Annotated in this window: 15 protein-coding genes; 7 read left to right on the forward strand and 8 right to left on the reverse strand. The window is 36.9% G+C overall.

Annotation, left to right across the window (positions count from 1 at the left end; translation table 11 throughout):
* The first annotated feature begins 88 nt into the window (after nucleotides 1-88).
* Nucleotides 89-466, forward strand: coding sequence for a hypothetical protein (locus CUN59_RS16350; protein ID WP_104388836.1), 378 nt, complete (start codon nucleotides 89-91; stop codon nucleotides 464-466).
* A gap of 76 nt (nucleotides 467-542) precedes the next feature.
* On the opposite strand, the gene CUN59_RS16355 is transcribed toward CUN59_RS16350, so the two are convergent.
* Nucleotides 543-1,403: a DUF8832 domain-containing protein gene (locus CUN59_RS16355; protein ID WP_104388837.1), complete on the reverse strand. Its 861-nt coding sequence runs from the start codon at nucleotides 1,401-1,403 to the stop codon at nucleotides 543-545.
* A 209-nt stretch (nucleotides 1,404-1,612) separates the two neighbouring features.
* Complete coding sequence (locus CUN59_RS16360; RefSeq protein WP_104388838.1) at nucleotides 1,613-3,523, reverse strand: sensor histidine kinase; 1,911 nt, start codon at nucleotides 3,521-3,523, stop codon at nucleotides 1,613-1,615.
* Nucleotides 3,524-3,966: 443 nt separating this feature from the next.
* Between CUN59_RS16360 and CUN59_RS16365 the strand changes: the two genes are divergently transcribed.
* From CUN59_RS16365 to CUN59_RS16380, 4 genes are all read left to right on the forward strand, one after another.
* The gene (locus tag CUN59_RS16365; RefSeq protein WP_104388839.1) at nucleotides 3,967-4,650 is read left to right on the forward strand and encodes a RibD family protein; all 684 of its coding nucleotides are present in this window, start codon (nucleotides 3,967-3,969) and stop codon (nucleotides 4,648-4,650) included.
* A gap of 14 nt (nucleotides 4,651-4,664) precedes the next feature.
* Nucleotides 4,665-5,840, forward strand: a complete 1,176-nt coding sequence (locus tag CUN59_RS16370) for a GNAT family N-acetyltransferase (RefSeq protein WP_438501825.1) — start codon at nucleotides 4,665-4,667, stop codon at nucleotides 5,838-5,840.
* 100 nt (nucleotides 5,841-5,940) lie between these two features.
* On the forward strand, nucleotides 5,941-6,324 hold the full coding sequence (locus CUN59_RS16375) for a DUF4346 domain-containing protein (protein ID WP_104388840.1): 384 nt from the start codon (nucleotides 5,941-5,943) through the stop codon (nucleotides 6,322-6,324).
* A gap of 286 nt (nucleotides 6,325-6,610) precedes the next feature.
* Entirely contained in the window at nucleotides 6,611-11,572 is a 4,962-nt protein-coding gene (locus CUN59_RS16380) for a response regulator (protein ID WP_104388841.1), read from the forward strand.
* 140 nt (nucleotides 11,573-11,712) lie between these two features.
* On the opposite strand, the gene psb32 is transcribed toward CUN59_RS16380, so the two are convergent.
* Nucleotides 11,713-12,453: a photosystem II repair protein Psb32 gene (psb32, locus tag CUN59_RS16385; protein ID WP_104388842.1), complete on the reverse strand. Its 741-nt coding sequence runs from the start codon at nucleotides 12,451-12,453 to the stop codon at nucleotides 11,713-11,715.
* Nucleotides 12,454-12,609: 156 nt separating this feature from the next.
* Between psb32 and cysH the strand changes: the two genes are divergently transcribed.
* Nucleotides 12,610-13,314: a phosphoadenosine phosphosulfate reductase gene (gene cysH, locus CUN59_RS16390; protein WP_104388843.1), complete on the forward strand. Its 705-nt coding sequence runs from the start codon at nucleotides 12,610-12,612 to the stop codon at nucleotides 13,312-13,314.
* A 72-nt stretch (nucleotides 13,315-13,386) separates the two neighbouring features.
* Here cysH and CUN59_RS16395 read toward each other — a convergent pair whose 3' ends face one another.
* Entirely contained in the window at nucleotides 13,387-13,647 is a 261-nt protein-coding gene (locus tag CUN59_RS16395; protein ID WP_104388844.1) for a hypothetical protein, read from the reverse strand.
* Nucleotides 13,648-13,798: 151 nt separating this feature from the next.
* On the opposite strand from CUN59_RS16395, the gene CUN59_RS16400 reads away from it, so the two are divergent.
* A complete protein-coding gene (locus CUN59_RS16400) occupies nucleotides 13,799-15,148 on the forward strand; it encodes a PrsW family glutamic-type intramembrane protease (protein ID WP_104388845.1) in 1,350 nt (449 codons plus the stop codon).
* A gap of 216 nt (nucleotides 15,149-15,364) precedes the next feature.
* On the opposite strand, the gene CUN59_RS16405 is transcribed toward CUN59_RS16400, so the two are convergent.
* The 4 genes from CUN59_RS16405 to CUN59_RS16420 all read right to left on the reverse strand — a co-directional run bounded on the left by CUN59_RS16405 (nucleotide 15,365) and on the right by CUN59_RS16420 (nucleotide 20,776).
* Entirely contained in the window at nucleotides 15,365-16,003 is a 639-nt protein-coding gene (locus tag CUN59_RS16405) for a hypothetical protein (RefSeq protein WP_104388846.1), read from the reverse strand.
* Between the two features lie 196 nt (nucleotides 16,004-16,199).
* Nucleotides 16,200-17,813, reverse strand: a complete 1,614-nt coding sequence (locus CUN59_RS16410) for a CHAT domain-containing protein (protein ID WP_104388847.1) — start codon at nucleotides 17,811-17,813, stop codon at nucleotides 16,200-16,202.
* A gap of 162 nt (nucleotides 17,814-17,975) precedes the next feature.
* Nucleotides 17,976-20,141 carry a PP2C family protein-serine/threonine phosphatase gene (locus CUN59_RS16415; protein ID WP_104388873.1) on the reverse strand — a complete coding sequence of 722 codons (2,166 nt, stop codon included), beginning with the start codon at nucleotides 20,139-20,141 and terminating at the stop codon, nucleotides 17,976-17,978.
* 281 nt (nucleotides 20,142-20,422) lie between these two features.
* Nucleotides 20,423-20,776 (reverse strand): NAD(P)H-quinone oxidoreductase subunit M, encoded by a 354-nt coding sequence (locus tag CUN59_RS16420; RefSeq protein ID WP_104388848.1) that lies wholly within the window; start codon nucleotides 20,774-20,776, stop codon nucleotides 20,423-20,425.
* Between the last annotated feature and the right edge of the window lie 310 nt (nucleotides 20,777-21,086).

A 21,086-nucleotide genomic window follows, 5' to 3' on the forward strand; every position in this document is an offset into this window, starting at 1 on the left:
CAGTGTGTGGTAGTTCACAAGTCTATCTAGAGTGAGATTTATGGCGAGATAAGAGCTAAAATTAGCAATTGAAGAGTTACCCAATGTCATGTTTGATATATTGCCTTTTAGCTTTGAATTAGATAAAAATGCGATCGCTGGAGGTTGTTTATGGGCTTTAGCCTTGTATTTGGCTTTTTCCCAACTTCGAGAATGGGTAACGATACAACTCAATCGCTGGTTTAATTTTGCTGAACGTTCCCTCTACACCAGTCAAGCAGAATTTGAAAAAACACGCAAAGCTAGAGAATCCCAAAATTCTTTCTATGCTTCACTATTTAGTGTTTTTCCCTTTTTGATCTTTGGTGGTGTATCTAACTGGATTTTAGATATCAGTTTAGGTAATAGCTGGGGAATTAGTACGGGTATACTTGCTTGTATGGGTGCTGGTGTGTATGAACTAGGACGCAAACACGGGGAAGAATAGGGAAAAATTATTGATTTTGTTGGGTTCGCTATCGCTTAACCCAACCTACAATTTTGAGAAATATTCAAAATATTCCCTATTCTACATTTACCCAAAAATCTGCGGTTTTAATTTTGCCATTGCGGTTAAATTGCGTCCACATTTTATATGTTCCTGATTTGGGGAATTTAGTATGAAACTCTATTTTTCCATTGGTAGTATTTTTCATGGCGTGTGCATGAATATAATCAGCTACCGTCAGGGGCGATGAACTTTTGATAATTACTAAATGTCCTTTTTCACCTAAGTAGGGCTGGAGGTCTGTAACTGGTTGATTTTTATTATCCTTGACATCAAAAGTTAAAGTTATATCTGCACCTGCTTTAATAGTTTTTTCGGAAACATTTAAGTTAACTTTAGTATCTGATAAAGTTTTAGTTTTTGTAAATTTTTCTAAGTTTTTGGGCATGGGAACTGCACCAGGAATGGTGATATTTGTTAATGAAACAGTTTCCTTTTTTCCAGTAGGTTTATAATCACTAAACATAATATAACTTCCAGATTCAGGAAAAGTTGCACTGACTTCAAAACGTCCATTTTCTTTATATTCTGGATGGATATGATCAAAATTACGTAAATCATCACTGACAACTATCAGGTGCATGATTTTTTCTTGAAAAATATCAAATTTAGTCACAGGTTTTCCTGTAAAATCTTGAATATCTATGGCTAAATTCAGAGGTTGATTAGGTACTAACTTTTCGGGAGGAGTTAATTTAGCTTTAGTATTGACTGGTGAATGATTTTCATGGTTTGTATGTTCCATATTATGTCCATCATGATTCATCTGACTCGGTGTAGATGAAACTGGGGTTTGGGGAGATTGAACCGTAGATGAACAAGCAGGAGTTAATAATAAAAATGTGAGGGTGAAAACACTATAAACCAATCGTTTCATTGTGATGTTGTCCTGTGTTAATTGATGCAGCAGAAGGCAGTAGGTAAAATACAATTACTGTAGCTGAATATGTAGGAATTGAGGATACAGAATGAATCATAGTTTTAGAGTCATTATTGATAATTGAGCTAAAAACAGACTTCTGGAGAATTATTGCTACCAACAAATATTCTGACTTCTGACTCGGTGACTCGGTGACTCCTGACAATTTACCGCAAAGATTGACTTTTAACTACTTTATTCATAACATCTTTTTTTTCGGGATTAGGTAATAAGGCTAAATCAATCAAAGGTAATTTGATCATTACTGTTGTCCCTTGATTTAAACCCAAACTTTCTAAGGTGATTTTACCACCCATGAGTTCAATTAAATTACGAGAAATAGCTAAACCTAATCCAGTTCCTTCAAATTTGCGGGTAGTTGTACCATCAACCATCACAAAAGGACGAAATAGTTTACCTTGTTCTCCCGGATCAATACCAATTCCTGTATCTTTAACAGATACGATCACACAAGGCTGATAATTATTTAAGTTAATATTTGTGCTAACTTGAATACTACCTGCATCGGTAAATTTAGTAGCATTACCAATCACATTAATTAGCACTTGTTTGAGTTTGATAACATCAGCTTTAATGGGAATAGGTTTATCACCTATATCACAAATTAATTGCAGTCCTTTATGTTGAACATTTACTGATTGTAAATTAATTACCTCTAATAATAATTGTCGTAAATCTAGGGGTACTAGAGTTACAGAAAGTTTCCCAGCTTCTATTTTAGAAATATCCAGTAAATCATTAATTAAACCTAATAGATGAATGGCTGTATCATCGGCTTTTTTGAGAAATTCCAATTCTTCTTCTCTAGAATCACATAAATCATCACGCACTAAACGAATACAGTTAATAATAATATTTAAGGGATTTCTTAATTCATGGGAAGTTGTAGCTAAAAACTGACTTTTGATATGATTTGCTGACTTGGCTTCTTTCCAAGCAATTTCCAATTCTTCCGCCCAATCTTTTAGTCTTTCTACCATTTGATCCAATGCTTGTGCTAATTGATTAAATTCTCGAATTTTGAAATTGCGGGGAATAGGTTGTGCGGCGTGATGACTATGCAAATTAACAGCATAATCGCGGAGTTCTTCAATAGGATCTGCTAGGTAAGGAACTAAATATAATGATGCAAATAAACTTGCCCCAATTAAACCTACAGTTAAAACAATGAGAATAAGTTTGATTTCTTCTAACCCAAATAGGGCATTTTCTACGGTTGTTACCGCCAGGACAACCCATCTTTGTGACGGTTTAGTGGTGATGGGTTTAGCAGTAGCTGTATAACCTGAAATCAATTCTTTACCTTCCACAAAAGACAAATTACTGGAATTATCATGTCCAGCTAATGCACTTTTCATGATCTCTTTAATTCTGTTTACATCAGAATAATTTTTGATATTAGTACCAATTCTTTCTGTTAATGGATGTGCTAAAACTCTACCATCTTCAGAAATGACGACTAAAAAACCAGTTAGTGAACCAGGATGGTTAGGATTTTGTTGGTATAATGTAGTTTTAAGACCTAATCTGTAAGCTAAATTTCCCCGTTGATTAGCAACAGGAATTGATAAAAATAATTGTAATTGACTTTGTTTGTCTAAGTTACCAGTTTTTCCCGCTTGAGGTGGTAGGAGAAATTTAATATCAACATCATTGTTACTAGGCGATAATCCTGATGGAACAATGTCTTTATTACCACAACTACTAGCAATAATGTCAGCTTTTTGCAGTCTGGTAAGTTGCAGACAATCAATTTTAGTTGGTAGTTGTTGTTTTAATTGTTGGAGAAATTTTTGAATTTCTGAAGATGAACCAGAACGAATTACTTTTGTTTGACTAGCTGTAATTAAATTTGAGCGTAAAGCTGCAATATCATCACTAATTTTTTCTCCTTTATTGACTGCACTTTCGGTTAAATTTTGTCGAGCTGTATTTAATAAACTAGAACGGGCTTTATTCAGGGCGACTATTTCCCCAATTAATAATACTGGAACAAATACTAACAGAATTCTGGTTACTAAAATGCGTCGAAATGATGATTGTCGAGATTTAGCCATTATTTGTCTCACTTTGCATCTTCAAAACATTAAAATCAAAACATGAAATTGCAGAAATTAAAGGAGACAATTTATAAATTGATAATACATTGCTGGTTAATATAAGTGGCGCAAAAAATCAAACTATACAGCAGGAGGCAGGGCTGAAGCTATGACTAAAAACCTTTAATTATTTATGTTGCTGTACTTAATTAGCGAATAAAAACAAGCCAGATCAGGCAAAAACAAAATTTTTGGTTGTTATTTCAGTTTTGCTTTGTTGAATATAACCTATAATTATTTGATTGATTGATTAGCAGTAAGCATAAACATGATATATGAAAAAGTATTAAATGTAGGTTAAATAGTGAATAGTGTTGCATAGTAATATTAATGGTGTAAAATTCATCAAAAATGTGTTGTATATACTATAGATTGTTGGTAAATCTCAACAAAAAATTTATATGGAACATCGTCCTCATACCACAGTAGTTTTAGCCATGAGTGCTGATGGTAAAATAGCAGACTTTAGGCGATCGCCTGCCCGATTTGGCTCAAAGGCTGATAAAGCACACCTAGAAAAACAAATTGCTGCCTCTGATGCCGTTTTATTTGGTGCTGGCACTCTTCGTGCTTACGGTACTACAATTACCATATCTGAGACAATACTCTTGCAACAAAGAATCAATGCCAAGAAGCATACCCAACCAGTTCATATAGTGATTTCCCCTTCAGGCAATCTGAATCCGGACATTAAATTTTTTCAACAACCCGTAAGACGTTGGTTACTCACAACCTCTTTAGGTGCTAATGTTTGGCAAGAAAATCCTGGATTTGAGCAAGTTTTAGTGTTTGAAACTCCCACAGGAGAAATTGACATTCTGGCTGCTTTAAAATATTTAGCAGGTTTAAAAATTCACCGTCTCGCTATCTTGGGAGGAGGACAATTAGTAGCATCTTTTTTCGCATCTAATTTAATTGATGAAATTTGGCTGACTATTTGCCCCTTAATTTTAGGTGGTAGTATTGCCCCTTCACCTGTTGGCGGTATAGGATTTTTAGCGGATCTTGCGCCTAAGTTAGAATTACTAGAAGTATCTAGAATTGACCAAGAAGTTTTTCTTCACTATCGGAAAATTGAGAACTAAATTCACAATCTAAAATGGCAATTTTTAAAGAACACAAACCTAAATATTCTTTTGTCTGGACACAAACCATTGCTGATATTCCCCAATCAGCTTGGGACGCTTTAGCCCTACCCTTAAAAACCCCTTTTTTAGAATGGCATTGGTTGAATAATTTGGAAATATCCCACAGTGCAACAGCTAATGCTGGTTGGTTGCCAAATCATTTAATTGTCTGGCGAGATCGAACTTTAATTGCTGCTGCACCATTATATTTAAAAGGACATAGCCAAGGGGAATTTGTCTTTGATCATCAGTGGGCAGAATTAGCCTCTCGGTTAGGAATAGAATATTATCCAAAACTGCTAGGAATGACACCATTTACCCCAGCAGAAGGTTATCGCTTTTTAATTGCTTCTGGAGAAAATGAAGAAGAAATTACAGCTTTAATGCTCCATGAAATTGATAATTTTTGTGTTAAACATGGCATTTCTGGCTGTCATTTTCTCTATGTTGATCCCCAATGGCGACCGCTTTTAGAACGACAGGGTTTTACAACTTGGTTACATCATAGTTATATTTGGGGAAACACTGGTTTCCAAACTTTTGATGATTATTTAACTGTATTCAATGCTAATCAAAGACGGAATATTAAGCGCGAACGCAAAGCTGTAGAAAAAGCAGGTTTAAAACTACAAGCTTTGACAGGTGAGGAAATTCCTAATTCTTTGTTTCCTTTAATGTATGATTTCTATGCTGATACCTGTGATAAGTTTGGTTGGTGGGGCAGTAAATATTTAACCAAGAAATTTTTTGAACAGTTATGTCATAATTATCGTCATCGGGTCGTATTTTTTGCCGCTTATAATCAGCAAGATCCGCGCCATCCTGTGGGAATGTCCTTTTGTTTATTTAAAGAAGATCAACTATATGGACGTTATTGGGGTAGTTTTCAACAAATAGATTGCTTACATTTTGATGCTTGTTATTATACACCAATTGAATGGGCGATCGCTCGTGGTATCCAAAGTTTTGATCCCGGTGCTGGTGGTAGACATAAAAAACGCCGAGGTTTTCCAGCTACCCCTAATCACAGTCTCCACCGCTTTTATAACAACCGTTTAGGACAAATTATTCTCCCGTGGGTACGTCAAGTAAATCAAATGGAACAACAAGAAATAGATGCTATTAATGCAGAATTACCTTTTAATTAGGTAAGCAGTGTGGGATCTGAATAGAAAAATTTCACACAATAATTACACTAAAGATGTAATCTAAAAATACGTCTCCATCAATTTACTTTTAACAACAGCTATGGATTTACTACTTGAAGATTTGACAGCAATTGATAATAAACTTTCCCAGCGTCATATTGATCTCGACCCCAAAGGCTATTTTATTATCTATATAGACCCCAATCAAAAATTAATTTATGCCAAGCACTTTACTAATATTATTGATGAACGGGGTTTAGCAGTAGATCCGGAAACAGGGAAGGTAATTCCCGCACGGGGTAAAGTGGAAAGAACCCACACAACTGTATTTAGCGGCCGCACAGCTAAAGAACTATGTGTAAAGGTTTTTGAAGAAAATCAAGAATCTCTAGTAACTTTCTTAGATCATGCAGCCTATTTAGGTAGAGAATTTGTTCGCGCTGAAATGGCTTTGGTCTCAGGACAAGAGTACATTCAAGATTAACACCAACCCACTGATCAAACCGGGGTTGGATTACTGGCCTGCTACAACTATACAGACTTGTGTAGATTCGTAACAGGCAAAAGGATTTTAATCATCACATAAGATTGGTATTAGCCTATCTTATTTAAGAGGAATTATTAAACCAATAAATGTAAGAATTCAGAGAATAGGAAAGAAAAATTTTCTTCATTCTTCATCCTGAACTCCTGATAGCAAAGCGTCGCGTTAGCCATACTTCTGTATTCTTACCAGTAAATCAATTTTTATCAAATTACGAAATTTTAATATGAAAAAATCAGTACATGATGATGAAGTTGCTAGAATAGAAGCCCTTTTACAATACAAAATTCTGGATACTGCACCAGAAACCGTTTTTGATGATTTGACTCGGTTAGCAGCTTATATTTGTGGCACTCCCATAGCTTTAATAAGTTTAGTTGATAGCAACAGGCAATGGTTTAAGTCTAAAGTTGGATTAGAAACTGTAGAAACACCTCGTGATATTGCATTCTGTACTCACGCCATTTGCCAAACAGATGTTTTTCTTGTTCCCGATGCCACACAAGATGAAAGATTTGTTAATAACCCTTTAGTCACATCTGAACCAAATATCCGATTTTATGCAGGTGTACCTCTAATTAATGCTGAAGGTTATGGTTTAGGAACATTGTGTGTAATTGATGATGTGCCAAGGCAACTTTCACCTAAACAATTGGAAGCTTTGCAAATTATTGCCCAGCAAGTGATGAAGCAGTTAGAACTGCGCCGCAATTTAGACGGATTACTGTTGATAAATAAAAAAAGTAAACAACAAAAGAAAACTCATAAACTGTTCTTAATTAGAATTACCAGTTGGTTTGGTATAACATCTTCAATTCTCGCCATGATTGGCATCTTCTCTTACCAAAATTTGCAAAATTTTATCAAAACCAATACTCAGCAATACCAAACTTTAGAAAAGATTAATACTCAGTCAGAATTAGTATTGTATATTAAGCAAGCTGAAAATGAACAAAGTAATTATATGCTCAGTGGCGAGCAAGTTCATTTACAAAATTATCAAAAATCAGTGATGAAAATTAACCAGGAAATTGCTAATCTGAAAAAATCAGAGGTAATGATCCCCGAATTTAAGCAAGAACTGGCGAGATTAGAATCACAAATAGCCACAAAAATATATAGAATCAAAGAGAATATTGATTTGCGTCAACGCAATAGTCCAGAAAGAGCCTTAGAGATTTTTCTGAAAAATCAAAAAAAATTATCTAGCAAGTCTATATATGAAAAAATAGATAAAATTTCTCAAAATGATCAATTATTACTTACAGAACAAGCTAATAAATTAAAAACAAACACACATAATATGATGATGGCTATGGTAACTGCTATTACTATATGTATCATTATTTTTGTGATGATTTACTATTTAATATATCGAGAAATTAGTGGGCGTAAATCTGTAGAAGAATCACTGAGAACCGAGCGTAACTTTATTTCTAGTATTCTAGATACAGCCAGTGTTTTAGTCATGGTGCTTGATACCCAAGGGCAGATTGTCCGGTTTAATCGAGCTTGTGAAAAAATTACTGGTTACAACTATGATGAAGTAATTCAGCGATGTTTTTGGAATATATTTTTATCTGCACAGGATCAGCCATTAATTCAAGATATTTTTCACCAAATAGTTTTAAATAAACGACCTCAAGAATATGAAACAACTTGGCTTACCAGAAATGGTGAACCAAGATTAATCGTTTGGTCAAATACTATTCTTTTTGATAATGAAAATGAAATAGAATATATCGTTAGTACAGGTGTAGATATTACTGAACGTAAACAATCAGAAGATTCTCTACAACAACAACTAACAGCCATAGAATCAGCTAGTGATGGTATTGGTATTGTAGATACTCAAGGCAAGTATATCTATCTCAATAGTTCTCACGTCAAGATATTTGGATATGATAAACCTGATGAAATTATCGGCAAAACATGGAAATACTTTTACCATGAAAAAGAAATTATCTTGTTTGAAAATCATATCTTTCCCCTGCTGATGAAAAATGGTTATTGGCATGGAGAATCAATCGCTAAAAGGAAAGATGGCTCAACATTTGACCAAGAAATTTCTTTAACATTGCTTAAATCTAACGGTATAATTTGTGTTTGTCGTGATATTACCATTCGCAAACAATCTGAACAATATTTGACTTTACAATATACAGTAACTAGTGCCTTAGCAGGAGCAAAAAATATTCACAATGCTACCCATCGCACCTTAAAAGGAATTTGTCAAACTTTAGGTTGGGATTGGGGTGAAATCTGGATTATGGACAAATCAGAAAATGTGTTGCGGTGTCTAGATATTTGGTGTGGATCATCTTCAGAATTTAAGAGTTTAGAAGAGATTACCAGACAAATGACTTTTTCTCCAGAAATTGACCTACCTGGACAGATTTGGTCGCAATTTGAGCCAGTATGGCTGACTAATATTGCTAATTGTGAAAATTTTCTGCGAATAGATATTGCCCTGAAATTAGGATTAAAAACTGCCTTTGGTTTTCCCATTCATGGAGGTAATACAACTATGGGAGTGCTGATTTTCTTCAGCAGAAATATGCAGCCAGAAAATGCATATTTACTCAAAGGGATGATGTCTCTTGGTAATCAAATTGGTCAATTTATTAAGCGCAAACAGGCAGAAGAAGAATTAAATCTGCAAACCTTGCGATCGCAATTATTAGCTGATGTTACGCTGAAAATCCGTGAATCTTTAAAAATTGACGACATTCTCGATACTAGCGTTACCGAAGTTCAAAAAATTCTTAAAGCTGATCGTGTACTCATTTTAGAATTAGAAGCAAATGGCTCATTAACTGCAAGAAAAGAAGCATTAATTCCTGGGTTTACTAGGGTATTAGGTGAAAATATTATTGATCCTTGCTTTTCACAAACTCATGTCCAGAAATACCGTCAAGGTTGGATTACCAGTATTGACGATGTTGAAAAAGTTAATATTCAACCTTGTCATCGTCAACTACTAGATAGATTTGAGGTTAAAGCTAATCTTGTAATTCCCATTTTTCTCAAAAAGCAACTTTGGGGACTATTAATTACGCATCAATGCAGTCAGAGCCGAAATTGGAATAGTTGGGAAACAGAATTATTGCGATCGCTTGCTGATCAAATAGGTATTGCTTTAACCCAGGCTAAACTATTAGAAGCTGAAATTATTCAGCGTCAAGAACTAGAAAAAGCTCGACAACAAGCTGAATTAGCCTCACAAGCTAAAAGCAACTTTTTAGCAAATATGAGTCATGAAATTCGCACCCCCATGAACGCAGTTTTGGGCATGACTGGACTATTATTAGAAACACCCCTTAATCCAGAACAAAGAGATTTTGTAGAAACCGTCAGAATTAGTGGTGATGCTCTTTTATCCCTAATTAATGAAATTTTGGATTTATCCAAGCTAGAATCTGGAGAAATGATGCTGGAAAAATTGGATTTTAACCTATCAACTTCCATTCAAGAAATTGTAGAACTCCTAGCACCCCAAGCTCATAATAAAGGATTAGAAATAGCTGCTTTTATTGCTCCTCATGTTCCCATTTATATCCAAGGAGATGCTAGTCGTCTACGGCAAATTATTATGAATTTAATGGGCAATGCCATTAAGTTTACTAGACAAGGAGAGGTAGTTATTAGCGTCCAATTAATCTCAGAAAATGAGACTAAAGCTACTATTAAATTTGCGGTTACAGATACAGGTATTGGTATTAGTCCTGAAGATAAAAATAAACTTTTTCAACCCTTCACTCAAGTTGATGCTTCCATTACTCGTAAATATGGTGGTACAGGTTTAGGATTGGCAATTTGTCAACAATTAGTTAATTTAATGGGAGGGCAAATTCACATCGAAAGTGAGATTGGCAAAGGATCAAAATTCTGGTTTGCACTAACTTTTACTAAGCAGTCAAAATTTGTTTGTGACTATCAAGATTATCATATTCTCCATCAGCGCCGCTTATTAGTAGTTGATGATAATGCTACGAATCGGAAAATTATCCGCCATCAAGCTACACGCTGGGGAATGCAGGTAGATGAAGCGGATTCAGCAATGACAGGACTAGACGCTTTAAAAACAGCCGCACAACAAGAAATTCCCTATGATATTGCCATTATTGATATGCAAATGCCTCTTGTAGATGGCATCACTCTGGGAAAACAAATTAAGGAAAATCTAGATATTGCTAATGTACCCTTAATTATGCTCACCTCAACTAACCAACGAGATGAAGTAAAAAGATCATTAGACATTGGATTTATTAGTTATTTAGTTAAACCTGTCAAGCCTTCCCGACTCTTAGATACTATTATTAATATCCTCAGTAATCAATTCAAAATAAATAATTATCCCATTTTTATAGATAAACCCCTAGAAGAAAATATCTCTCATAAATCTAAATTAAAATTGTTGTTAGCAGAAGATAATTTAGTCAATCAGAAAGTATTTATTAAGCAAATTCAAAGCTTAGGATATCAAGCCGATGCAGTAGCCAATGGTCAAGAAGTATTAGAATTATTGGATAAAATTCCCTACGACTTAATTTTTATGGATTGCCAAATGCCAGTTCTTGACGGCATAGAAACAACAAAAGAAATTCGCCGTCGTCCTTTAAATACATTGGCTAAAAATCAGCAACCTATTATAATTGCAATTACCGCTAATGCCATGAAAGAAGACCAAAAACGATGTTTAGATGCGGGGATGGATGACTATTTAAGTAAACCTGTAGCTAAAGATAAATTAGCCTCTATGTTAGAACGTTGGAGTCAAAATCTTCTTAATACTGAGATAATATTCATGATGGAAAAAACAGATTCTTCCAAAGATAAAACTAACTTTGATCTCCCCATTGATTGGGAACATCTACATCATCTATCAGACCATAATATAGAATTTGAACTAGAACTATTAAAAATGTTTGCAGAAACTAGTCAATCTCATCTAGAAGCACTTAAAAATGCCATTGCTGCTAATAATTATCAAAAAATTGCTTGGGAAGCCCATTCTATCAAAGGTTCTAGTGCTAATGTTGGAGCTACAACCATGCAGCGAGCAGCAGAAAAATTAGAACAACTTAGTCGAGAACAGAATTGTCAAAGTCAAGATGCATCTGATTTATTAACAGAATTAGCAGAATTTATCACTCAAATTCAAGAGTTTTTAAAAAGAAATTCTTAGTATTTCTTGAGAAAAACTACTAAAAGGTCAATATTTTCCCCAATAGACATCTGGTGGTAATTAAATCCTTGTAGGGACAATTCATGAATTCTCCCTACGATGATTTTTACTCCTATGTCTAACACCTAATCCCCAATTCCCTATTCCCCAGTTTCCCGACTTGATGGTTGAAACACTTGGTAAATGTAATATGTTGCCATTGGGATGACAGTAGCTGCAATTAATAACCCTACCACCCAAGCAGTAGCATTACCTTGATCAGTTTCTTCGGCTTTAGTGAAAGTTCCTTCTACCTTGACAGTTTCTGTTACCTCTGGTGGCCCTGGATCGGGCTTACCAGATAGAACTGCTACCAAGCGATCGCTCACATCTAAAAATCCTTGATTGTATTTATTACCGCCACGTAATGCTGTACCTAATGTTTCATCTGTGACACTTTGGGCAATAGAATCAGTCAGCAAAGACTTAGCCTGATCGCCAACAACCAAAGCAGTTCCATTAGTAACGGTATCAAGCAGTAATAATACTTGATTAGCTCGCTCTGCTGCTGTGGGAAACCATTTACTAAATAGTCCTTGGGCAAAACTTTCCGGTGTTTCCCCATAGTCAAGGCGGCGAATAGTCACGATTCTAGTTTCATTACCAGTTTCCTGTGCCAAATCCTGAAAAGCCTTGCTAATTTCACCTTCATTCAAGCGGCTAATCACATCACCTTGATCTAAAATCCAAGTATTTGCTGTTAAATTGGGTATTTCATATACACCCGTAGCTGAAGCAGGTAAAATAAATACTGAACTGGCCATCATCATTACCAATACAGATAAAAGTAGACGAGTTAAGTATTTTTGCATACTAAATAATTTCTGTAGTAACTGTTGCATGGGGTAAATCCTTAAACAGACTTGCAATCAAAATACTACAGAATTAGGGAACAGGGAAGAGGGGCGAGGGAACAGGGGAGCAGAAAAGATATGTGTCTTGATTAAGGTAATATTAAAGTTAATAAAACTAAAAAAATCTTTGTTTAGAGAAATATCATGACAGCTTCTACCGCTTTTGACTTAGTAAAACTAAATGAGCAATTTGAAACCGCAACTCCTACAGAAATCCTAGCTTGGTCTGTTGAGAATATCCCCACAGGACTGGTACAAACCAGTGCCTTCAACGTAGATGATATCATTTTGACGCATATCCTCTATACCGTGCTTAATCATCCCGTTCCTGTAATTTTCCTTGATACCCTTTATCACTTCCCCCAAACTCTAGAATTGGTTGCTAAAGTCAAAGACATCTATAACCTAGATTTAAAAACCTATAAAACACCAGATGTAGATAGTCGTGAAGCCTTTGCGGCTAAATTTGGTGAAGCCCTTTGGGATACAGATATTGCTAAATTCCACGACGTTACCAAAATTGAACCACTTCTACGGGGCTTGGATGAACTTAATACAGTAGCTTGGATTACAGGTCGTCGTCGCGATCAAGCGGTTACTCGTGCCACCATGCCTGTATTTGAATTAGATGGTAAAGGTAGATTAAAAATTAACCCTCTTGCAACTTGGACACGCCAACAAAGCTGGGCTTATGTAGCTCAACATCAGGTAATTTATAATCCTCTCCATGATCAAGGTTATCCTAGTATTGGTGATGAACCTATTACTACTAAAGTAGGTGAAGGTGAAGACGAACGCGCTGGACGTTGGCGCGGAACTGGTAAAACTGAGTGTGGAATTCACATTTAAATCTGACGCACTCTACTAATATGCTATTTGAGATCCCGGACTTCTTGAAGAAGTCCGGGATCTGATGGTAGATTATTTTTGTACGTTGATTTGTCCTTGTAACCAAGGATCTACAGGTTGTCCATCTTTACGTTTTAATTCTATTTCTATAACCATGACTTCTTTTGATCCAGGAGGTGCTGGTTTTTGATGGAAAATAACCTCATATTCTAAAGGATTTTGATTATGTTCTTTTAACCAATCTTGAACTTTAGTCAAGGCGAAAAATGATTGCCCTTGGGTAAACATCTGGGTAATTTGCATTTGCAGATTATAAGGATTTAAACGTCCCATTTGCTGATAACTCCTGATTGGGGAACAATGAAGTTATAGTATAGTTATCAATGGCGCGGCTGTGAATATAGCTAAAAGTTAACTCTACTACCATAAAGTTTGATAGTGTGGCGTAAGCGATAGAATTTATTTAGACACATTTACTAACTCGATGACAGGCAAAAACGCAAGACAGAATGCTTTTCTGCGGCTGGTGTCTAGTAAGGTTGAAGTTTCTGAGTCAGCATCTCGCTACTCGTTGCTTCCTGGGAAAGAAATGGTCATTGGACGTGACCCTAGCTGCCAAATTGTCTTGGATGCCATGATCTACCGAATGGTATCTCGTCGTCATGCTGTGGTTCGTCCCCTTTCTTTGTCTCCTAATAGCGGATACAGTTGGATACTTTGCGATTTAAATAGCGCTAATGGCACTTTTTTGAATGGAAAATCCTTACAAGGATGTCAAGAGTTGCATTTGGGCGATCGCATTTCCCTTGGTGCTGATGGCCCAGAATTTATTTTTGAATATGAAGTTGTTACTCAACCAACGATAATATCTGTTAATAAAGCTACAGTGTTATCATCTCTCAGTCACCATCAATTATCATCTAAGCAAGATTCTGTAAGCTTTACGCAATTGTTTCCCATTATCTCTACTGGTAAAGATTTAACTCGTAAGGCTTATTTAGTACCGGGAATACTGACAGTAGTATTTGTGGTGTTAATGTTTACTACCGTAGGTCATCCCCAAGCAAATCAGGTCATTGTCGGTTCTTATATCGCCTTTGCGGCTTACTATTTTGTTTATCAATTATGTGGTAAATCTAAGCCTTGGTGGGTACTGATAGCTATGGCATTGAGTACAATGTTAATTTTACTCAGTCCGCTTTTAGATGTATTTATCAAAATATTCCGCGATATTTTACCGGGAAGGTTGGATACTGCATCCCAAAATGGTATTACCTTTACAGAATTATTGGTGCGGATGTTTTTTGGGGCGGGTTTAATGGAGGAATTGCTGAAAATATTACCAGTCTTAGGAGCTTATTGGCTGGGTAATTCTCTCCCCTCACCTTGGCGAGAACGGATTGGCGTATGGGAACCTTTGGATGGTATTCTTTTGGGTACAGCTTCTGCTGTGGGTTTTACTTTATTAGAAACCCTAGGCCAATATGTACCTTTAATTTCCCAAAATTCTGGTCAATTAGTAGGTTTACAGCTACTTATTCCCCGGATTTTAGGTTCTGTGGCGGGACACATGGCTTACAGTGGATATTTAGGCTATTTTGTTGGCTTGGCTGTGTTAAAACCAGGCAGGGGTAAGGAGATTTTAACTGTCGGTTATCTGAGTGCTTCAGCACTGCACGCTTTATGGAATGCTACAGGTTCTATTAATGCTTTTTTGTTAGTTGTAGTTGGTGTTTTATCCTATGCCTTTTTGATGGCGGCTATCCTCAAGGCGAGAGTATTATCACCAACGCGATCGCAAAACTTCGCTACTCGCTTTCTTGATCCAAAATAGAATATTCATGGAATCTAGTACAGCACGGCATAAATGAACCAACAATTATAAGTCTCCCAAAAGCCTATACTGTCTTCTTTTTGACTTTTGACTTCCGCCCTGCGCTACTAGGAGTCACCCAGTCAGGATAAAAAAGGAGTAGAAGTATCTGACTATATGGCTTTTAACCTAATTCTGCTATTGTCGATAAATCTAAATATTGCTCAACTGTAAAAATTAAGATTGCAACTGGGATTGATCTAAATATTGGAGGGCATAATTAGCGATCGCTAAAGTAATTTTTGCCTGTTCTATTTCTGATAAGTTTGCCCAATCTTGCTGATGAAAATCTCTGCTCAAATTTGTTAATGTTTGGGGTTCACTACTTCGCATCGAGTGAGCAAAAGGACGGGCTAACACTAATAAATCATCTATTTGCCAACCAGGTAATAAAGCTTCTACACATTGCACAAGTTTTTCACTGGCTAATTGTTCTATTTTAACAACTTCAGTAGCTTTTTGAGCGATAGCTGTAAGTAAAAACCCAGGAATGGTAGAAAAAGTATTTTCTAAGGCTTTTTGGAGAGAATTAACTGTATTTTTATAAAAGTTATGTTGTTGAACCTCGTCCACTTTATCCCAAATAATATCTAAATTTTGATAAAAATTATCTGCACTGCCAATTAATTCTCCTTCAAGAAAATCCTGCCAATCAAACTTTTCTTCTAGATGATGGAAATAATCGTCTGAGGCAGTATCAGCCAAATTCCACGGGTAAGTAGTATCTTCAGATTCTAGTAGGGATTCTAGTAATTCTAGTTCTAGGGATGATGGCATCAGATTACAAGTATTTATGTTATTGATTTGGTTTTTCATTTTTCTCTCACTATTTAAATTTATTGGTCTTGTTGACAGCTACAACCTCAAGGATGAGATTTCCGTAAAAAAATTAACTCGATGATTTCTACTTGTTTAGTTTAGGACTTACGCAAGATGTAACTGCAACCCTGATTATTTTGTAGGGGTAATTCATGTAGCTTGCTTCCCGAAGGGTATTACCCCTACTTTCGTTCTATTTTGCGTAAGTCCTGTAGTTCATCGAATCTGAATCTTCTTCCCGAATAAATTCCCAAATTTCTCCTTTAGAACTACCAAACATTAACTGCATTCCTGATGTTAGAGACACTTCTTCCCGGAGGATCTGTTGCCAACCATTGGGGCTTAAATACCAGGTAGTCCCATAGGTGGAGAAGTCTTGTAGGTAATAGGCTATGTTGGATGTGTTGCCATTGAGAATATTACGGCAGAGAATTTCTGCGTGGCGTTTGGAAATATAAATTTCCGGGATGACAATATCATTATCTTTCGTGCGTCCGATGCGGGTAACGGCAGAACGCAATAACCAAGTTTTGCCTCCCGGTGAAAGCGATCGCAAATATGCCTTCTTGTCTGGGGTAGCCACCTCAAAAACTGCCGTATCTGGTAGTTCTGTAATCCCTTCATCTACGGTTTTAATCAGTTCCCCATCAAAATCTGGATGCAGGTACAGCACCGGCAGAGTCCAAGCTGGTTGATTGAATTTATACAGAGTTAATAGTTCTTGCCTGGCCACAGCTACAGCTTCACCAATGGATTTGCGCGATCGCAAGCTTAAAGCAAACGTTTGGATAAAACTATGACTTTCTGCATCCGCAATTTCATCACGCATTGCCAAAACCGCCGGCACCCCATGACCAATCAGCACCTCGGCCAAACTGCTGACAGGTATAGCTTGGTGATTAATTACTGCTGGTTGCGCTCCCCAACAAGCATTAAAAACAGCTAATTTTACCCCTGTACGAGTGAGAACTTGAGCTAATTCTATACCATTAATTTTCAGTCCATTGCCTAAAAATAATGAGCCTCCATCCGGGTCTGGTAGCCCATGGCCAGCATAGAATAAAACATTATAGGCTTTAGTTTCTAACTCGTCAATTAACTCCGCACCGGTAGGCTGCATTAGTGTTTTTACTGTACAAGGTGCATATCCTAGATGGGTTGCTCCTCCAGGACGACCTTCTAACAGAACTTTTTTTAATAAGGACGCTTCCTGATCTAGTTGTAATTGATGATCATGTCCTAACACCAGTAAGATATTTACCCCCCGATCAGTTCGCAATTCTGGCAGGGGTTCAACTTGACTAATAGTACGACTAAATAAAACATCCTGGGAAAGAGAGATGGCAGCTTGGCCAGCTTCCCTTTGCATAATTTCCCAAGGTAAGGCGATCAGATCGGGATCACGAATTTCTAGACGAAACTGTAATTGGGTATGCTGACCCATGGCCATACCCCGACTGCGTTCCCAACTACTCAAAATCGCGCCATCAAATACCCATTGCCATAAATGGATGCCTAAAGATTGCATGAGACGACTACTGTAAGGACTGGGATGTTGACCTTCAGTCGGCGACATCACAGATGAGGGTAAACCCACTGATCCAGAAGTAGGTAAGGAAGTGATATTTACAGGAGTATGACCAGCAAACATTTGTTGCCATTCTCCCCAAACCTGGTTAAGTTCAACAGGGAAAACACAATCACGAAGTACGTAGCCACTGGGATAGGGCGCTTTGACTACCCAAATGGCGAAATTATCAGTACCAGTATTTACTAGACGGGCGATCGCCAAATTTAGGCAAGACATGGATTAGTGAAAGTTAAACGTTCAAAATATGGATATACAGAAAATTACAGGTAAAGAAAATTCGGACAATTCAGCATTTTTGCTTTTGTCTATAATATTTGTATTATTTCAGGTTTTTTACAATTTAGCGCCAATGGTAATTGGTAATGGGTAATTAACCCCCTACTTCGTGCCTTCTGACCTTGTGCCTACTCCACAGGGACTCGGTTGATCCGATGGTAAAACAGAGATGTTTAAATCTTGGAGTTGGGAAAAATTCAGTTTAATTGTGGTAGATAGGGAATTACTTGTTGTACATAACCGCAACCAAAAATCTGGATTATCTGCTGCTTGACGATTAGGTGTTTTGTCTATCACCCGGAAAAAACTTCGCGCCCGAAAGGATTGATTCTTAGTATTGAAAGGCTTATTTATCTGAATTACCCAATTACGAGATAAATTCTCTAAATTTCTATCTGTAGAATTAGTTGGGAGTTTACTAGCAGAGGGTGACGGTGGGGAAATAGTTGTTGATGATTTAATTTGCGATTTAAACCAATATCCTAATAAACCAACTAATAGCATTAAGCCCAAAATTACCACTAACTGTAGTGGTACAGAAGCAGGTGTAACAGATTTGTTTTCCTTAATGACTTGAGTTTTCTGAGCGCTAATCTCACTTTCATCATTAACGGTATAATTGAATGTTAGTGCCTGTGTGTTGGTGAGAATATTAACAATGTCTACTGCAATATTTTGATCTGGTTCAGAGTATTTAACATCATAATGCACTAAAGCAATAGTCACATTATCATGGCCATTTTTAGTATTGGCAATGTTGATTAATTTTTCTGCCACATTATCTATAGTGGTTTGACCTGATAGTAGGGGTAATATTTCTGCTTCCCAATATTCTTCTACCCGGTCAAAATCACTTAATCCATCGGACGTGAGCAAGAAAACCGCGTCTTCATCAATAATAAAGCGTTGAGAAGTAGGATGTAGGAGGTTGCTTTTACTCATACCCAAGGCTTGTACCAATGAGCCAGAACCACTATGTTGCAATGCTTCCCGATATAAAGCATAGCCCAAACGAACTTCACGGGAGGCCACATCATCATCTAAGGTGACTTGATAGCAGTTATGGCGAGTAATCCAGTAGGCACGACTATCACCCACATGAGTAATATACATTTCATGGGCAATAGGTAAAGCCATGACAATGGTTGTACCCATGCGTTGTCGTCCTTGACGATTTTCGCTATCGTTGCGCTGACTGATTTTGTCGTTGGCATTGGCTACTGCTCCTTCTAAATCTAACAGCAGCAAAGAGGGATCTATCTTATTGTAGGCAAGTGAGGTTAATTCTCTGACTTCTTGCTCAATGGTTTCAATGGCGAGGTTAGAGGCGACATTTCCCCCCTCATGTCCACCAATACCATCACAAACAATGGCGAGGACATTATGATCGGGTGGTTGACTAATTAAGGTATCGCTGGGGGGATAACAGGCATCTTCGTTCCGTGGCCGACTAGGACCTGGGTCTGTTTTCGTGTAGATTTTAATTGTGGAAGTTTGAGATCCTTTTAATTGACTTAACCCTTCATCTAAAACCTTGATTAATTGTTCCGATGATTTAATTTCTCCCTGAATCAGCAGATCACAGAGTTCTTGCAGAAAGGCGGCAATGCTGGGTTTAGCATTTTTAAGCAATTGTTGCCAAAATTCCCCCAATTGGCATAATTTGGGGCTGTGGTCTATATCAAGCCGTAATTCTAATAATCGAATTAATACTCCTTCTACTCTGATGCAATCTAGGTCAAGTAGGGTAGAGGTTGCGCCTTCCATAGCTAGAGGTTGCCATAAATTAGCTAATTGCCACAACCAATGGATTTGGCGGATTGATGAAGCTTCTGTCCAAGCAGTGTCTAAACTATTACATAGATGTACTTCGTTGACAGTTGCATCAGTGATTAACGGTGGTCTTTCTAGGAGAAGGATCTTTTTGTGGCGCTGGTGATGCTCTAAATTGAGAATGCCATAAACTTGTGGGATATGCAGACGATGGGGAATGAGTTTGAGATAAGGTTTGATTGATCCTAAATTATCTGATTCGGGTATTTCGGGTAATAACCCAGGTTTAATGTCTAAAAGAATGGATTTATGAATAACTAAATAGCGATCGCCTAAGATAGTTCCAGAATGACAGTCATGGAGATCACTACCAACAGCCCAGAGGTAACGCTTGGGTAAAGGCGTGGAACAATCCTGGCAAAATTTGTGGGTGAGAGGATTAGCAAATTGACAAGATTCCTTTGGGCAGTAAAGCCTTACCGCATCATTTTCCATAATTTTCCCACCGATTCTGCAATTGGCATTTTTTTCAACAGTATTTGGTAGCAGCACTGGCCACTGTGCCTAGTTTGGGCAATCCACAGCCTAATCATAACTTTTATTTTTATGGGAATATGTAGTCATAGCGGGACTAATTTATCACTTGTCATTAAAACTTAACATACTTAGTCAATTACACCAGAGAGTAAAAAGGGATAGAGGAAAGAATTAAACTTTGCCCCTGACCTTTTCACCTGCTCCCAACCCTTGTCAACATTGCTTTTGCCAGAGGCCGATTAATTGTCTTTTGTTACTACTTGGGGTAATCCCATACTGTAGTTAGGGACACGACTAGAGAGATTGTAGCTAATTTCGCCTTTTTGCAAAAGCGATCGCAGATAATGTTCTAAGTCTGAACCAATGCGGCGTAAGTTATAATCGGTTAGATCTGCGCCACTAGATGCTTCTACAAGCTGATCAAACTGGCGATAAACTTTTTGTAGAGCGTCTTCATTCCAGTTAAATTCGTTGTCTGGATCAACATCTAATGTCAAGACTTGATTACTGGGAATCAGTTCATCCCTGTCCATTTCCGCAGCAAAAATGCGAATATGACGGGTTGTGGACTTAAGCAGCATTGGGTTATCCATAAATTTAGGTGTAAGAGTTTGGCTGAATTACACTGCCATCATTTTAACAACAATACAGAAGTTAAGGAGTTCAGGAGTTGAGAATTTTTGGAGTTGATTTTCCCTCATGTATGTGATTATTCCTCCAAAATTTTCTGATTTTTTGACTGATGATGATTTTTTCTGATGTAAATATACTTATATTGTGGTGGCTTCACGGAAGTTTTCTGCAATTAGTGAGTTTTTATAAAACTATAAGTTGCATTGATCAAAGGAGCGTGTTCAGTATAAATGCTTAAGTATTATCCTGGCGAAAAAGTAAAAAAAATAA

Source organism: Cuspidothrix issatschenkoi CHARLIE-1, assembly GCF_002934005.1.
Classification (GTDB): domain Bacteria; phylum Cyanobacteriota; class Cyanobacteriia; order Cyanobacteriales; family Nostocaceae; genus Cuspidothrix; species Cuspidothrix issatschenkoi.

Excerpts from the sequence above, each read along its gene's own strand:
- CUN59_RS16395 (WP_104388844.1), bottom strand. The coding sequence starts at position 13,647 with ATGGGACGTTTAAATCCTTATAATCTGCAAATGCAAATTACCCAGATG.
- CUN59_RS16405 (WP_104388846.1), bottom strand. The coding sequence starts at position 16,003 with ATGAAAAACCAAATCAATAACATAAATACTTGTAATCTGATGCCATCA.
- CUN59_RS16355 (WP_104388837.1), bottom strand. The coding sequence starts at position 1,403 with ATGAAACGATTGGTTTATAGTGTTTTCACCCTCACATTTTTATTATTA.
- CUN59_RS16375 (WP_104388840.1), top strand. The coding sequence starts at position 5,941 with ATGGATTTACTACTTGAAGATTTGACAGCAATTGATAATAAACTTTCC.
- CUN59_RS16400 (WP_104388845.1), top strand. The coding sequence starts at position 13,799 with ATGACAGGCAAAAACGCAAGACAGAATGCTTTTCTGCGGCTGGTGTCT.
- cysH (WP_104388843.1), top strand. The coding sequence starts at position 12,610 with ATGACAGCTTCTACCGCTTTTGACTTAGTAAAACTAAATGAGCAATTT.
- CUN59_RS16350 (WP_104388836.1), top strand. The coding sequence starts at position 89 with ATGTTTGATATATTGCCTTTTAGCTTTGAATTAGATAAAAATGCGATC.
- CUN59_RS16410 (WP_104388847.1), bottom strand. The coding sequence starts at position 17,813 with ATGTCTTGCCTAAATTTGGCGATCGCCCGTCTAGTAAATACTGGTACT.
- CUN59_RS16360 (WP_104388838.1), bottom strand. The coding sequence starts at position 3,523 with ATGGCTAAATCTCGACAATCATCATTTCGACGCATTTTAGTAACCAGA.
- psb32 (WP_104388842.1), bottom strand. The coding sequence starts at position 12,453 with ATGCAACAGTTACTACAGAAATTATTTAGTATGCAAAAATACTTAACT.
- CUN59_RS16365 (WP_104388839.1), top strand. The coding sequence starts at position 3,967 with ATGGAACATCGTCCTCATACCACAGTAGTTTTAGCCATGAGTGCTGAT.
- CUN59_RS16420 (WP_104388848.1), bottom strand. The coding sequence starts at position 20,776 with ATGGATAACCCAATGCTGCTTAAGTCCACAACCCGTCATATTCGCATT.
- CUN59_RS16380 (WP_104388841.1), top strand. The coding sequence starts at position 6,611 with ATGAAAAAATCAGTACATGATGATGAAGTTGCTAGAATAGAAGCCCTT.
- CUN59_RS16370 (WP_438501825.1), top strand. The coding sequence starts at position 4,665 with ATGGCAATTTTTAAAGAACACAAACCTAAATATTCTTTTGTCTGGACA.
- CUN59_RS16415 (WP_104388873.1), bottom strand. The coding sequence starts at position 20,141 with ATGGAAAATGATGCGGTAAGGCTTTACTGCCCAAAGGAATCTTGTCAA.